The sequence below is a fragment of the Paenibacillus roseus genome, from assembly GCF_016424485.1.
In the GTDB taxonomy this organism is placed as follows: domain Bacteria; phylum Bacillota; class Bacilli; order Paenibacillales; family Paenibacillaceae; genus Paenibacillus_D; species Paenibacillus_D roseus.
The window spans coordinates 37,142-53,110 of the sequence record NZ_JAELUP010000004.1 but is presented as its reverse complement, the minus strand read 5'-3'; the positions used below and the strand labels follow the sequence as shown (position 1 = coordinate 53,110).

Below are 15,969 nucleotides of genomic sequence, written 5' to 3'. Positions count from 1 at the left end.
TCGAAGAGCCCTAATTAATCATTGTTGTAATAAACGTATTGCTTCTTTAAACAATCCCTGTTCATCAATTTCATAGACGGCCCCATCATAAGACGCGGCAAGTACGCTGCTCCCTCTGGAAGCAATGCTGCTGATCCCATTGGAAGCCGGTCTGATTTTGAATAACTCATTTGTGCCTAAATTCCAAATGCTTATATATCCCCAGTAATCACCTGCAAATAACACACCGTTATTATTGAAACTAACACTTTTAATCGAATAGTTATGCAAATTATGAAAGGTTTTCAATTTCCCGCTTTTAGGCTCAAAAACCCGTACATAGCGGTCTCTCCCAACAGTTGCCGCCAATTGCAGTTCGGGGCTGAACGCTACGTCATTTACAATAAATGGAGATGATTTCAAATCTACGGGAGGAGCATCCAGATTAAGTCTATTAAATACAAAAGATTGCCCTCCTGTTGAACCTGATAAAATCCAATCTTCCTCGATGACTATTCCTTTTATAGCGCCTTCATGCGCCTTGAACCTAAAAATTTCTTTCCCTTCGTTCAGCTCGATCTGGTGAATAAAACCTCCGTATGTACCAACAAAGAACGAATGCGAAGGTTCATCGTATTTTATTTTATTAATCGGTCCTGTATCCAGTTGAACCGTCGTACGCAGCTTGCCTGCCGCCAAGTCATAAATATGGACGGCTCCTGCATGATCCCCCCAAGCTGCCAAATCTGCGCGGGATGACAATCCAGCGGCATTGTTCAGAATACCGCTGGTCTGACCAACGGCTTCACCGTTCACACGAAACACACCGTCATCTGATGCCGTAATTATGATTTCTCCCCGAACGTCCAAATCATTAATAGACGGGGTCGCTTTGACAATATCCTGTTCCAGAATTGTTTCATTGCTCACATCCCAAACACTGTATTTAACTCCAAAACTGCCGCCGAGAATATGCTGCTCATCGGGATGCCAGGCAAAATCTACTTCCCATTGATACGGATAGGAAGGCAGTGTCTTGATATAAGTAAGATCGACATCCCACACTTTAATTTTATGATCATAGCCTGCGGTCAGAATAAACCGCTCGGACGGGGACACTTTAATTGTTTTGATACCAATGTCATGAGCTTGAACACGCTTTACTTCTTTATGTGTAAGAGTATCCAGAACAACCAATTCACCGCTGTCGAGTCCTAGAAATGCCTGCTGTTTGGAAGCAACTCCGGTTACAACATCCAAATCATAATTGAACGGCCCGAGAATTTGTAGGACCTCTCCAGTCTTAAGCTCCCAAATATAGAGAAGACCGTCATTATCACTGGTGTATACCTGATCACCATTAACCCACACCGATTTCACACTGTTCTTATGCTTGGAAAATTGAACAAGAATACGGCCTGTACTTAACTCCCATACCAGTACCCGGCCATCATGCTGGTTGGATGTGGAAATTAATAATTGATCGTTATTTGCGAGCGTCAGTGACTCTACGTCATCGTTATGACCGAATAACTCCGTTACAATTTCATCCTTGTGCAAATCCAGCACCCGGATAGTATAGTCAGCCGAAGCCGAAATAAGATACCTGTTATCCTGAGTCAGCTTCACCGCATTAACTAAGTGATTATGCTGGGTCAACTGCTCGGAGCTGCCTTTCTCGTAATTCCACCTGAGAACTCGTTTATCGTATCCGGCGGTATAGACGTATTCACCTTTCCTATCAATTACAACTGTCTTAATCGGACCTGTGTGTGCCATTTGCACATGCACCCCTTCTTGTATTTAAATGGTCGATTCCTCAATTTGTCGTTGGATCTGTGCAATTAGTTCCGGCACAGCCAACGCTGTGCAGCTGATTTTCTCTCCCTGTTTGTGCTCAACAAGAGCAATCATTTCAGAACCACAGCGAATTGCACGCTCCAGCCGCCCGGCCTCAATCTGTCTTGCCTCTAATATGACAGGGGCAGCCCCGCCGATTGAAGCCAGCACGCGCGTAGCATCCATTCTCTCAAATAACTTTACATAGATCAGTTTTCCCGGCGAAGGATCAAAGTGAGTACTGTATACCTCATACGATGAACTGAAAGCATCACGCTTACGGGCTACTACTCTAAATCCTGTGTATAGACTCGGTATATTTCCGTGACGCCGAGTGCAGCGTGCCAAATCCATCTTGTGCTCACAGGTCCCCCCACGCAATATTCTGTAATGAAGATTTGAGGGGACGCCAATCGGATTTCCCTGATAGGACCTGTTCACGCTTGAAGTCAACTCTTCAACCCCTCCACCCATATTGCGGATGTGGTAATATGACGAATTGCCCAAGGACTTGTCCACGCAGTAGGGTAAGTTATGAACCGACTCAAGTGTATTCGAAATTCCTGCGCATGCTTCATCCCCCCAAGGGTATTCGCGGCCGTCCAGACCCTTGGCCGCCTTCTCCCATTGTGCTTCCGTAGGGAGACTGAATTGCAGTTCTCGCTGCCCTTGGTTCAGCCATTTACAGAATAGTAAAACATCCTGTGATATTACTGGAAACGCAGGCATTTGCGAAGGGTACCTCTTCATATTTTGGATCAGTGACTGATTTATTTTTGGATACCCGGCTGAGCTGCGCACAAAAATTCTTATCATACCGAATGTAACGGGGATCGTCGCGCAGTAAAACTCATCCATATATAGCGGTTTGGCCGGCAATTCCTTAAGTAACCAATCGATCGGAATCTCGTACTTTCCGGCTACTCTTTGCAGCTTGTCGAAGTCTGGTTCCACTCCGAACCTAAAGAACCCCCGCGGAATTGTACGCAACCGCAGTTGGCTGATTACCGATAGCAAAGCATCGTTACGGTCGAATGCAAGTCTTGACTTCTTCCGCCCTTTCCAAATCTTACTCATCATGAACTGATAACTGGAGACACCTGCAGATGTCCGGTTTTTTTTATTTTGACATCCATATAATTCCGATTGTGAATAGTGCCGCCTACCCAATTCACTAGAACATCGGAAACATGAATGCCGGCCTTGCGCGCCTCCTCCACTTTTTCCGGGTTGTTGGTAATCAGTTGAATAGGTCCGCTGCGCAGGTATCTGATCACCTTGAAAGTTTCCTCATATCGGCGCTCATCAATACCGTAGCCAATGATTTCGTTCGCTTGAACTGTATCAAAACCAAGTTCTTGAATTTTATAAGCAATATTTTTGGCAAATAAACCTATGGACCTGCCTTCATGGTTAGCCAAGTAAAAAATAGCTCCCGTCCCTTGCTCTACGATTCTTTCAAATGCATGCTTTAATTGCGGGCCGCAATCACACTTCTCACTACCAAAGATATCACCTGTATGACACGTGCTGTGAATACGTACCAAAGCCTGGTCCTGAGTCTCAAAATCTCCATAAACAAGAGCCGAAGAGACTTGTCTCTCCTCCAAACGATGACGCCGGACGAAAGCAATAAGGGGCTCCTCCGGTGAAATAGCTTCTTCTACAAACCAGCAATACCATTTAAAGTTATGAACTTGACCAGCTATAGCAACTGGAAGAGCTACAGGACCTGATACATAAATAGATTTATCGTGACGATACGGGATCTGCTTGACGTGCTCCGAGAGCAACTTCTCCACTTGAATGTCCGTTCTCACTATGCCTCACCTGTCTTATGCTAGTATTGTTTTTAAAATAAAACTCCCTTACCTTAATAAGCCTTCCTTCCGATAAACGATAAGCAAACAGGAAGCCGCCATTACCCGACGCTAGCAGCAAATCTTCTCCGCTTAATGACGGAAGTACGTAAAGGCCCTTCACATAATCTGGCAGGTCCTCCACAAGATCAATTAGTTCGCCACTCTCAAAATCGTAAGCGCCGATTTGAAGTCCATAGCTGGATACATAAGCATATGAAGCTGCAACAATACCTTCTTCCCGAGTATTCGTTAAAAGTTCTTCAAACTGTTTAATGACAGAATAATCAGATTTCGACAACAACAGGTATCCGTAAGGTGCGCCGATTAGTTCAATATAGTTTTCCTTGACCCTCAGCCGCTTTGGATAACCGTCAAACTCGTGTGTATCGATAACATTCCAGCTTTCACCATCGAGGATATGAAATGCTCCCGCTTTGGTACCTGCCAAAACTTGCTTTCCGTTGTAAGCAGCTACATATAAAGGACCCGCAAAGTTTTTCTCACGTACCTTGGAACCTGAAGCTGTATGCAGTTCCAACAGCCTTCCGTTATCCAGTGTGACCAGAGCCAGAGTCCCAGCTTCATTCACGGCTAAATGCTTGGGTAGGTCCTCCAAATGAACGACCCATTGAATCGAACCTAATCTGTCAGCTTTAAAGGCCAGATTACGCCGAGATAGAGCGATGAAAGAACCGTCTTGAAGAACCTTTAAACGAAAAATAAGACCAAAATCATACTTGAAGTGATGCTCTGCCAGAACGGAAACACTATTATATGGCTTGTCTTCGACCCGGAATACAAAAACACCAGGACCCGATGGGCTGTAGAGCTGAGCGCTATCCCCAGGGTGAGGTTCCAGTGACCAATGGCATGTATAATCAAAATCAAGGCGAACGCTAACTTTGCCGAACCTATCGATTCCAATTGTTTCACCTGACTGCAGCAGGACAAAGATTAGGTTGTCTGAGGCCAACGTCGCATACGTAATTTGATGGTTAAAAGGTCCAAGAATTCTTTTTAACTTTAGATCCTTCTCCTCGTTGTCAAACACGTACAATTTACCGTCAAATCCTCCTGTGTAAATTTCGGTATAATCAGAATTAAAAAAAATAAACTCGACATCATCTCTAGTGAAATTATAAGTCTGGCGTTCTAATGTCCTTGGATCCAATGTAATAATACCATTCGCCACGTTGTAATCTTCATTCAATCCATAATCCTGTGTTGCAATAAAACGGTCATGTCTGCGATCATAGCGGACAACATGAACATTGCCACCGTCAATCTGGATTTTTTGAGGAAAGGTTAAAGTATCTAGTCTTCCCAAGTACACAACACCATTCTTATCAGCAATCACATGCAACTCTTCATTCTCTGCGCTGATAAAATCGATGAGAGAGTTCTCGTCTACCGATTTTGAAATGGCAGCAATATCAAATGACTCTGTATCTATTTTCAATAGTTGTCCGTATCCATTATTGCTGTATACAAATCCCCCATGAATACCTATTCCGCGAGCATTGCTTATCGTTGGCTCCTCATCCTCCCGTACCCATTCGTTTTCACGGGCAGCAAACTCATCATGCACACTGATGAGTTCAAGGCTGACTAATTCCCACTTGGCAATGGTGCCTTTGTTATTGCGTGTATATACATATCTGTCGTCATATACAAATGAAGTAATCTTACGGGTATAGGTGCTTACGTTTGAACTGCGGATCAATTGCAAATTCAAATCAAATAAGTGCAACCTTCCTTTAATATCTGAAGCGAGAATAGCCTGAATCGCGGGAATGTACTCAATCTTTGATAATCGATCTACCAACCGGATCTCCTCCTTTTTGAAAGAAAGAAGGTGATGAGCCATCGCCTTCTTTCTTCGTAAGTACAATTATTTCGCTGAATAAATATTGCTGCGGACAGGTTTCACGAAGCTGTTTTTTTTCATAGTCAGAACCTCCTTCCTCTTTTGACACCCTAATTTTACCTTCAATTCAATTAAATATATATAGTAACAAACTACTATTCCAATTGATTTAGTATGAATTTATATTGTCGATTTTTGTTTTAATTTAAATCAATGTGTAAAATCAATACCCCTTCTACATTTTAGCTTCAGAAACCGCAGGTTCAGAGGTTAAGAACTCCTGCAGGGGTGAACTGTGACGAATCCAAATAAGCGCTGTTAAGCTTATCAAGGAGAGTACAGCAACAAATCCCAGGAGTGGAAGCGTTCCACTTTGATCTACCAAAGTTGTAAAAGAAATTAACAATAAAAGGCGCAGCAGCAGACCAAGTGTGGAATAAAAGCTGCTTACTCGTCCGATGTAAGACGAATCTATCGTATTCATCATCATGGTATTCCGGATGATTTTGGCCCCTGCGTTGCTGAAACCAGTGAACAGGGAACATAGCAGAAACAAACCGGGCTGTTGCAGCAAGAAAATTCCTGTCAGGCTTGCCGTAAACACAGCCATCATCCCGATCAGTGCGGCAAATCCGCCAATTCGGTTGATAAGCCGGACGACTATAAAGCCGCAAGCCACGGCTCCAATTGCATACACAGCGTTATAAACGCCAAAGAACGAGCCGGGTTGGAGAAGCTCTTTTATAATATAAACAGGAATTAAGAAGTTACCGACCATAACGATTAAAAAAGTCATATGGGAAAAGAAAAAAAACAAAAACATTCGGGGCCGCACACGCAGGTAGATAAGCCCTTCGGCCATCGCGTGAAGCCAACCTGCAGGCTTGAGTTGATCCGTTTTCTCCTGCTGCCGGGACTTATATGGAAGCAAAGCAATGAGTACGGCGCTAAGTAAATAGCTCAAAACATCCAACACAAGAATAAATGAAAGGTCCTGCTTCATCAGCACAAAATTGGCCAAGGCTCCGGCGATGATCGGATCAATTTGATTAAGCATTTCAAATGCGGTATTCACTTTTTTGTACGCCGAATGATCAAACAGTTCCTGAACAAGTGCATTAAAGGTAGGAATATGAAGCGTGAAATACAAAGATCCGGCTAGTGAGATAGCAGTCAGATCAAACGTACTGAAAGAAGCGCGATAAATGCCCAGCAGCGTAAAACAGCCAATAATCCCGCCACAAAACAACTGTGTTGTTATCAGTACTCTTTTACGTGAAAACCGGTCAACAATGGCTCCAATCATCGGAGACAGAACGAATAAAACAATTGTAACGATGATCATCATTAGCCCAAGCATCTTATCTCCGCGCTGCTCAATAATATACCAGGGAAGCGTGATGGATGTAATGCCTGTGCCGATAGAAGAAGTAAACGTGGCCAGCAGTAAAATCACAAAACGGAAATTCCGCAATAATTGAATCATAGTTTCAGTTCCTTTCTTACTGAATTATATAAGAATGTTTTTATTATACATGACTCAATCATTTCGTGGTAACTTATGGGAAAAAAAATTAACTTTGACCCGAATTGCGGAAAATACTAAGAGGAAACCCTATGCTAACTAACAAGCAGATGGCCGCTCCGAAAAGTCGATACAACTTTTCCTCTTATTTTGCCGCCGATGCATGCCAAAACGCCTTCTGTTGCGGAGGAATTCCCCGCAACAGAAGGCATTGGCGTCGCTATTCGATTTTCGTTTCTCCGCCTTCGACCCGTCCGACCAGCTTGGCGTCGTCACTCCGTACAGCGGGCCGCGCTTCAGGAACCGGTTCAGAATTGCCACAACTTCCGCCCGGGTCAGCGGCCGATTCGGCTTGAAGCTGCCGTCCGGATAACCTTTCATGACGCCGGTTTTCATGACTCTCGCAATCGTCTGCTCTGCCCAGTGGCCTCTCGTATCCATCATCGCGAATGGCCATATCATAGCCATAATATCGTCATCCGATTTAATATTAGGGACGGTATACGTTTGGCAATTGCCGCTCGGAGCGCATTTCACCACTTTAAGACCCCTGCTTAAATACCATTCCGAAAGGGGTTGGTCCGGGTGTCGGGAGCATCAGCAGCATCGACATCCAGAGCAAAAACGTTCGTTTGAATACGAGACTGTTCCTGTTGTTCATCATACGTGTAATCTCTTTCTATTGAACAAACCCCGGACAACCCAAAATGAGATCCCGACGTTCGCCTCAAGCATAATGGCCATCTTCTTCCACAGATCGACACGATTTTATACGAAACCCCTTAACAAGAGCTTAACACTGAGCGGCGCCTTGCACCGACGGCTCCCGCTTGTCGCGTGAACGACAAAAAAACGGCCCGCCACCGAAGTGGACCAGCCGTTATCTCATGCGAAAATCTATTAAAGTAAAACAACGTATACAGAGAACTGCGATAAGATTTACGCCCTTTATGGACCCTTTACTTTTGTGTGTTTTTCACGCTCTCTCCGCCCATCCCGTTTCATTCGTCCGGCATAAGATAACCCATATTATCGCAAATATGGAGATGAGTAAATGACAACCCCGATTGATGTCTTAATTCCAGCGATTGAGAAAGATTTGATTACACTCCCCCATGTCATTGATTCCGTACGAAAATATGTGAAGCACCCTATCCGTGAAATCATTATTGTAGCTCCGCGGAAGCAAAGAATTTTGAATCTTTGTGCCAAGAAAGGCTGCAGATTTGTTCATGAAAATACGGTTCTACCGATAGTGAAGAAAGACATCCATTATCAATCCAAAACATGGGATCGATCCGGATGGCTTTATCAGCAACTGCTCAAGCTGGGCGGTGATAAAGTGGGCTCATCCAAGCACTATTTGGTTATTGACGCCGATACGGTACTTATTCGCCCGCATATCTTCAAGGTGGGCAAGAAAACTGTATTTTACTGCAGAAACTGGAGTCAGAACGAATACTTTAAGACGTATAAAAAATTGACAGGTAAAAGCCGCTCCTCCCGATCGTCCTTCGTAACCCATTACATGCTGTTTAATAAATCGAAAGTAAAGAAACTCAAACAAACAATCGAATTCAAACATAAGAGCAGCTGGTACTCAGCGATTATGAAAAGCATGAACAAAACCAAACCGTTCGCTTTTTCGGAATTTGAAACGTATGGGAATTTCCTGCATTCATCTGAGCCCTCAAAGATGATCTTGAAGCCTGCAAATAATAAAAGCTTACATTCGAGTTTTTCGCGAATATCGCCTTCCAGGATGTCTTCCCTGACGAGGAAATACAGATCTTTATCTTTTCACCAACGTAAAGAATACCGTAAATCTTCGAGGAATGCCGCCAAATAAAACCTTATCATGTCATCTGGAAACCGGATTAAGATACAGCCCCGTTGTCGCTATCGGCCGCCAGCTTAGTGAAAGCTGGCTGAAAGGAAGGAGGAATCAGCTTGCGTATTATACTGTTGTGCGGGGGATCTGGAAAAAGATTATGGCCTTTATCCAACGAGATTCGCTCCAAGGTGTTTCTTAGGCTTTTGAAATCCAAAGATGGGGCCAGAGAATCCATGATTGAACGGATATGCCGACAATTGGATAAAGTGGGGCTGCTGCAATCCACATGTATCATCACTCATCATAGTCAAGTAGAAATTACCCGTAACTATGTTGGCGAGCATATCCCTATCCTGGCCGAACCCTATAAAAAAGGAACCTTCACGGCTATCGCCTATGCCGTAACTTATCTTCATGATAAGCTGCGAGCAGATCCAAACGAAACGATTTGTGTTATTCCGGTGGACACTTACGCAGATACCGCATTTTTCCGCCAGCTTCTTCGCTTTCCCGATGTTCTTTTGCATTCTAAAGCAGATCTCGCTCTCCTCGGAACAAAACCTCTCCATCCTTCCGATCAGTTCGGCTATATCGTTCCAGTTCAGCCCAAGGAGAATGACGGCTATTCTTTTATTCACCAGTTCATAGAAAAGCCGGATGAGCAAACGGCCTGTCGCTTAATCCAGCATCACGCCATGTGGAACTGCGGCGTATTTGCTTTCTCCTTGAAGTTCATGCTGGCTTTTTTGAGAGACAAGGGGCATCCAACCCAAGTTGAAAATTGGCTGGCTAATTACGAACATCTTGCAAACACCAGTTTTGACCGGGAAGTTGTGGAACACACAAGGCCAGCTGTTGTCATAGGCTATGACGGCTATTGGAATGATCTGGGGAGTTGGATGGCGCTAAGTGGGCATTTCGAAAATACAGTGATCGGGTCGGGGCGAATATCAGATGACTCCTCTAACAGCCATCTCATTAACGAACTTCCCTACCCCATTGAAATTATTGGCGGCTCTGATCTCATGGTTGCGGCAAGTTCCGATGGCATCCTAATCGCTAACAAGGATAAAGCCAATCAAATCAAGGAAAGGCTCGAGCGCACGCCGCAGATTCCAATGTATGAAGAAAAAAGATGGGGCTCCTATCAAGTCCTGAATTATTGGAAAAATGAAACGGGAATTGAAGTTATGATCAAGCAGGTGAAGCTGATCCGAAGGAAATATACGAGCTATCACCTGCATCTCGAGCGGCAAAAAATCTTGACGATTGTGACAGGCAACGCGGAAGTCCTGATGGAGGGTAAACTATACAAGCTGCAGTCGGGGGATGTTCTGCAAATTCCGGCTGGCACCAATCACGGACTAAAGGCAGTGACGGATCTTGAGCTGATGGAGGTTTTGTTGGGTAAAGATCTGGCAAAAGAGGATGTTATTCGTGTTGCGATGGAGTGGTAGAGGTTTTTTGAAAATTGTTTTCCTAGAATGATCATGTATCATAATTGCATGACCACCTTTATCTTATGGTGGTCATTTTTGTTCAAATATGCCCCATTTCCAGCTTCTACATTTGCGTTCTGATCAACCTCTTTAATCGTGACATCATTGGTCACAGCGCAGGTTCCCATACCCAATCCGATGCTCTGGCCATGCTTGACTGCCGCCGCCAAAGCTCGGCTTATCGTCGTCAAAAACACCTTCGCAGTTTCTTCCAAACTGTTCAATTTTATGTGCGTGATTTACACGGAACCGGTTAGCTGGCTAGCGGAGTTGACGGACCGGCCGAATTGCTCCTGGTATTGTCCCGGCGTGCATTGGGCGTATTTTTTAAAAATCGTGATGAAATATTTATAATCGCTAAATCCTACCTCTTCGGCAATCGTATAAATTTTATCTTCGCCGCTCTTCAATCGATCCATAGCCTGCTGAATGCGAAAGCGGTTTAAAAAATCATGAAACGTATAAGTCGTTTCACTTTTAAACACCCTGTTCAAATACGTCGCGCTAACCTGCAACTGCTCGACCAAGTCCTGAATACTAATCTTTTCGGCATAGCTGGATTGAATATATTGCAGCATTTTGCCAACATAACGGGAAGCCTTATCGGGAAACTGGACGAGCGGCTTTAACCGTTCTTCCCCCGAGGCGGCCGCATGATGCATCAGCGCCTCGTATTGCACGCGCATGTTGACCTGCTGCTTCGCCCGCTCCAGGGCGCTGGACAGCTGCTCTTGCTCCAGCGGCTTCAGCAAATACTCCGATACGCCAAGGCCTATGGCTTGCTTGGCGATGCGGAATTCATCGTAACCTGACAATATAATATAGCTGCAAGGCTGCAGGCCCTGCAACTGGCTTTGCTCGATCATCGTAATGCCATCCATGAGCGGCATATTCACATCCACGATAATGATATCCGGCCTGAGCGCTCCCATCGATGCCAAGCCTTCTTCTCCATTCTCCGCTTCCCCTACGACAATACAGTCGGCTGCAAGCCAATCAAACGTATAACGCAAGCCTCTGCGAATCATTTCTTCATCTTCCACAAGCAGCACCTTATACATCGGGCTCCCCCCTTCGAAGCGGAATGGTAATGATAATAATGGCGCCTTCGCCAAGCTGGCTTTGAATTTGAATACCGTATCCTTCGCCATACATCAGCTCCAGCCTTCGGTGCAAATTGTGCAACCCGATATGCTCCGCTTCATTATGCTGCGCATACATAATAGCACGCACCTCGTTCAGTCTGTCCTCTGACATGCCGCCGCCATTATCGGCTACCTCAAGAACGAGATCGTTATGGCTCGTATAGGCACGAACGCGGATTGCCAGCTTTTCCTTTTGCTTATAGCCGTATTTAATAGCGTTTTCAATGACAGGCTGAATAATTAGTCTCGGCACGTAAGCATGCTGTGCTCCGGCATCCATGTCTGCGTGGTAGTCGAGTCTGTTTTTGAACCGCATTTGCTGAAGCTGCATATAATCGTTTACATGATGCAAGTCCTCTTCCAGCACGACCAGTTGCCCTTCATTGCTGATACTGTAGCGCAAATGGCGGGATAAGGTCAACACGATTTCTTGCGCCAGCTTATGATCAACCACAATGGCGTAGCGCAGCATCTCCAACACGTTAAAAATAAAATGGGGATGAAACTGGGATTGCAAATGCTTGGTTTCAATAACACGTCGCAGGTGCGAAAGCTCCTCGTTTTTTGCCATTAGCGCGTTTAATCGCGTCAGCATAATATTATACTGATTCGCCAGCGCCTCAAATTCGTCGCCGGTCCCGATATAGACATAGGCATCCATTTCCCCTGCTTGCAGCTTTTGCACGGCAAAAATCAGTTTATCAATAGAACGCGTCTGGCGAAACGCAATAATCCGGGCCAAATATTGGACCAGAATCCATAAGATCATGCTCGTCAATACAAAAAAAACAGCCAACGACACATACATTCTGGTCGTCCACTCCCCCGCGCTCAGCGTATATATACGCCACTTAAGCAGCGGAAGCATCTTTGTTTCCATACTATAATATCTCTCGCCATTAATATAGATAAAACCTTTCCCATTTGGCGGAATCGTCAAGTGGTATTTATCCATCAGCCCGCGCGTCAACGGATTAGTCGTGACGATAACGGTGTCAAAATCATCGACGACGGCAGCGATTTCATTTTTTTGCACAAAAATCAGCCTCTGAAGATCCTCTTCAAAAAGCTGAAATATTAAATACCCGATGGGTCCATTTTCTCCGCGTAGCTGTTTGGCAAACGTATAGGCCGTATAACGGTCCTCCGCATATCTGATATGGTTAGTTTCCATCAGAACAAGCTTGCCCGTTGTATTCATCCGATTCACGATTGCTTGCAGCGCATACCGCGATTGATCAGTGCCGTAATTAGCCGAGCTTGTCAGCTCCGTTCCGTCCATTGTGGTAAGATGCATGATGCTTTTGACATTCTGCCGATGTAAAAAATCGTAAAACTGCTCATACACCGGAGCAGCCCCCGCCTTGCCTTCTACGAAACGAATGACAGCTTCCTCCGAAGCCGCCCTGTCAAGCTCGTTAGCGTATTGATCAAATGCTTTCTCCAGGCCAGCTTTCACATATCGGCCGGCATCCCTAGTCTGATTAATAAGCTCCAATCTGGCATTCACGATCATAAAGACTAGAAACAGCACAAACAGAAGCAAGATCGGCACAAACGTATACCTTAAAATCATACGTCGAAGAGAATCTTTGAATCCCCCGCCTTTTCTTGCTTCTGTTCGCATCATGCTGCCTCCTCGTGTTACATCGATACTTCCTTTTTACCTGTCAGCTTAAAGAATAATAGCAGTGATAACACTGTCGCGACGGTCAACAAGGTGGACAGCGCGGCTGCGACCCCATAATTCCCGCGGACAACTTCCGTATACACAGCTACCGTCATTGTGCGCGTGCTGCCAGTATACAAAATAATAGACGTACTTAATTCAGTAATGACGCTAATCCAGCTTATAATGGCGCCAGCAATGACACCTGAAATCATCATAGGCATCGTTACTTTAAAAAAGGTGCGCATTGGAGAGGAGCCGAGACTAATTGCTGCTTCCTCAATGCTGTCGCTCACCTGGTGCAAAACAGCCGCGCTGGAACGAATCGTATACGGCAGTCTTCGAATCACGAAGGCGGCGATCAAAATTGCAGCCGTCCCGCTTAACATAAGCGGCTGCTTGTTGAACGTTACAAGCAAGGCAATCCCGAGAATCGAGCCTGGCACGATATAAGGCAACATCGTAAACGTATCCAGCACGTTGGCTACGGCGCCTTTTCGTTTAACCGTTACGTAAGCAATCAGCGAGGCTGAAAGCGTAATAATCACTATGGTGATGCTTGCCAGCAAAAAAGTATTCAAAATAGAGTCTCCCACTTTGGAGAAGGCAGCGCGGTAGCTGTCCAGGGAGTATCCCGGCACGAATATTTTGCCGGATGTTTTCTGAAATGATGTGTAAGCGACATATACTTGCGGCATCATGGCGACTATCGTAAACAAATAGACATAAACGTGAGCCGCAATGTTGGCCACACCTTTAATTTTTTTCGGTTCAATCGGGTTAAGCGCGCTCATGCTGTAGGATTTGCGGTTTGCCACATATTTTTGAAGCAAAAATACAGTTGTGGCAAATAATACAACGATCACGCTAATGGCTGCGGCGAAGCCGTCATCCCCGCCTACCTCGCTTATAAACTCATTAAAGATCAGCACGGGCACTGTCCGATATCCTTCGCCAATAAGCATAGGGGTACCGAAATCCGCGAACGCGCGCATGAATACGAGCAGACCGCCGGCAAGAAGCGTGGGCGTAATAAGCGGTACGAGCACCTTCCACATTTTACGAAGCCCGGTTACATTCATGCTTTCCGCTGCTTCCAGCAAGGAATGGTCCACGTTTTTCAGCGCACCGGACACATACATGAATATAAGGGGAGAAAGCTGCAGTGTCAATACAAGCAATATGCCTGAGAATCCATAAATATCAGGCATCTCAATGCCGAATACTTGCGATAGAAATTTTGTAATGATACCGCTTCTGCCCAAAAGCAAAATCCAGGCATACGCACCGATAAACGGCGCAGACATTGACGAGATCAGAATCAAAATCCGAATGGTCGTGCTGCCTTTAATTTTAATAGTAGACATAACATAAGCCAGAGGACCGGCTACTACAATAGCTAAAATCGTAACCGATACGGTCACTTTAATACTGTTCCATACTGCGTTCATATAATACGCTTTGCTAAAAAACTTTGTAAAATAAGCAAGCGAGAACTCACCTGTCGTGCCGTCAAAAAAGCTTTTAATCAGCAGCATAAACAGCGGCAGCGCCAGAAATACGATATACCCGACAAATATAGCAGCCGTAATCATGCTCCAAATATCAAAGCGTTTCATTCTCGCATTCATCATCCCGTTCCTCCGGTAAAGTTGCGGTTGCCCGAAGCATCGAATACGTTGATTTTTTCAGCAAGAATCTTCAAATAAATACGCTCGCCTGTTTCAATCACGTCATCCAGCTCGGATTGTGTAATGACTTCAACTTCTTGACCATGGCTAAGCTTAACGGTCAGATGTGTATTCAGCCCAAGAAACATGCTGTTTACGACGGTGCCCTTCAGACCTGTCTGGTCTGGGGACAATACGAATTCCTCCGGTCGGACAGATAATTTGACTGCGCCTATGGCCTCCTGTATCCTGTTCAACGATGGAATAGACTCCTGATAGCTATCTCCAATAACAACGGAAGCTTCCCCTCGCTCGTTGCGAGCAATAACAGCTTCTATAATATTCGTTCTTCCTACGAAAGTAGCGACAAATAAATTGGCCGGACGCTGATAGATTTCGCGAGGCGTGCCGACATGCTGGATAACGCCGCCCTTCATGACAGCAATTCTGTCAGAGACAGCCATCGCTTCTTCTTGATCATGCGTAACGTAAACCGTTGTAATGCCCACTTCACGCTGAATTTGTTTAATGGCATTGCGCATATCCACGCGCAGCTGTGCATCCAAATTAGACAATGGCTCGTCCATAAGCAGTACGTCCGGCTTGATGACGATCGCACGCGCCAGCGCTACGCGCTGCTGCTGTCCGCCCGACAAATTTTTGGGCATGCGGTCACGGTACTGCTCAATTTGCACAACCTTTAAAATTTCATCGACCTGCTTTGCAATTTCTTGTTTGACCAGCTTTCTGGTTTGAAGGCCAAACGCTATATTTTCCGAGACATTCAAATGAGGGAAAATCGCATAGCTTTGAAAGACCATGCCAATATTTCTTTTGCCCGGAGCTACTTGATTCATCGCCCGGCCGTTGAAGGTCATCTCGCCGCCTTCAATACTGTTAAATCCGGCGATCATACGCAAAAGTGTTGTTTTACCGCACCCGGAGGGACCTAGAAGGGTGAAGAATTCACCCTCCTTGATCGTTAGGGATAATTCCGGAATGACCGTTGCTTCTCCATACTTTTTGACAATATTGTTAAACGAGATGGCTACGCTCATCTTGAACACCTGCTTTTCTTAT

Annotated in this window: 14 protein-coding genes; 2 read left to right on the top strand and 12 right to left on the bottom strand. The window is 45.1% G+C overall.

The genetic code is table 11. The annotated features are described in order from the left end of the window. Positions 1–18 precede the first annotated feature (18 nt). The 7 genes from JFN88_RS01855 to JFN88_RS01825 all read right to left on the bottom strand — a co-directional run bounded on the left by JFN88_RS01855 (position 19) and on the right by JFN88_RS01825 (position 7,612). Entirely contained in the window at positions 19–1,758 is a 1,740-nt protein-coding gene (locus tag JFN88_RS01855) for a WD40 repeat domain-containing protein (RefSeq protein WP_199017589.1), read from the bottom strand. Between the two features lie 24 nt (positions 1,759–1,782). Further along, positions 1,783–2,898: a formylglycine-generating enzyme family protein gene (locus tag JFN88_RS01850; protein ID WP_199017588.1), complete on the bottom strand. Its 1,116-nt coding sequence runs from the start codon at positions 2,896–2,898 to the stop codon at positions 1,783–1,785. Next, complete coding sequence (locus tag JFN88_RS01845) at positions 2,895–3,638, bottom strand: GTP cyclohydrolase II (RefSeq protein WP_199017587.1); 744 nt, start codon at positions 3,636–3,638, stop codon at positions 2,895–2,897. The genes JFN88_RS01850 and JFN88_RS01845 overlap by 4 nt, the downstream gene beginning before the upstream one ends. Continuing rightward, positions 3,568–5,505, bottom strand: coding sequence for a hypothetical protein (locus JFN88_RS01840; RefSeq protein ID WP_199017586.1), 1,938 nt, complete (start codon positions 5,503–5,505; stop codon positions 3,568–3,570). The genes JFN88_RS01845 and JFN88_RS01840 overlap by 71 nt, the downstream gene beginning before the upstream one ends. Further along, positions 5,480–5,656 (bottom strand): hypothetical protein, encoded by a 177-nt coding sequence (locus tag JFN88_RS01835; protein ID WP_199017585.1) that lies wholly within the window; start codon positions 5,654–5,656, stop codon positions 5,480–5,482. Before JFN88_RS01835 ends, JFN88_RS01840 begins: the two co-directional genes overlap by 26 nt. A gap of 126 nt (positions 5,657–5,782) precedes the next feature. Beyond that, a complete protein-coding gene (locus JFN88_RS01830) occupies positions 5,783–7,033 on the bottom strand; it encodes an MFS transporter (protein WP_199017584.1) in 1,251 nt (416 codons plus the stop codon). Between the two features lie 138 nt (positions 7,034–7,171). Next, complete coding sequence (locus tag JFN88_RS01825; RefSeq protein WP_332908412.1) at positions 7,172–7,612, bottom strand: S-layer homology domain-containing protein; 441 nt, start codon at positions 7,610–7,612, stop codon at positions 7,172–7,174. 514 nt (positions 7,613–8,126) lie between these two features. On the opposite strand from JFN88_RS01825, the gene JFN88_RS01820 reads away from it, so the two are divergent. Continuing rightward, the gene (locus JFN88_RS01820) at positions 8,127–8,921 is read left to right on the top strand and encodes a DUF6492 family protein (RefSeq protein WP_199017583.1); all 795 of its coding nucleotides are present in this window, start codon (positions 8,127–8,129) and stop codon (positions 8,919–8,921) included. A 101-nt stretch (positions 8,922–9,022) separates the two neighbouring features. Next, positions 9,023–10,363: a sugar phosphate nucleotidyltransferase gene (locus JFN88_RS01815; RefSeq protein WP_199017582.1), complete on the top strand. Its 1,341-nt coding sequence runs from the start codon at positions 9,023–9,025 to the stop codon at positions 10,361–10,363. A gap of 38 nt (positions 10,364–10,401) precedes the next feature. Here JFN88_RS01815 and JFN88_RS01810 read toward each other — a convergent pair whose 3' ends face one another. The 5 genes from JFN88_RS01810 to JFN88_RS01790 are packed head-to-tail and all read right to left on the bottom strand — an operon-like array spanning position 10,402 to position 15,947. Then, complete coding sequence (locus JFN88_RS01810; RefSeq protein WP_199017581.1) at positions 10,402–10,596, bottom strand: hypothetical protein; 195 nt, start codon at positions 10,594–10,596, stop codon at positions 10,402–10,404. A gap of 48 nt (positions 10,597–10,644) precedes the next feature. Continuing rightward, entirely contained in the window at positions 10,645–11,466 is an 822-nt protein-coding gene (locus JFN88_RS01805) for a response regulator transcription factor (protein ID WP_199017580.1), read from the bottom strand. Next, a complete protein-coding gene (locus tag JFN88_RS01800) occupies positions 11,459–13,180 on the bottom strand; it encodes a sensor histidine kinase (protein WP_199017579.1) in 1,722 nt (573 codons plus the stop codon). Before JFN88_RS01800 ends, JFN88_RS01805 begins: the two co-directional genes overlap by 8 nt. Positions 13,181–13,194: 14 nt before the next feature. Then, complete coding sequence (locus tag JFN88_RS01795) at positions 13,195–14,850, bottom strand: ABC transporter permease (protein ID WP_199017644.1); 1,656 nt, start codon at positions 14,848–14,850, stop codon at positions 13,195–13,197. Then, on the bottom strand, positions 14,850–15,947 hold the full coding sequence (locus JFN88_RS01790; RefSeq protein ID WP_199017578.1) for an ABC transporter ATP-binding protein: 1,098 nt from the start codon (positions 15,945–15,947) through the stop codon (positions 14,850–14,852). The genes JFN88_RS01795 and JFN88_RS01790 overlap by 1 nt, the downstream gene beginning before the upstream one ends. Positions 15,948–15,969 lie beyond the last annotated feature (22 nt).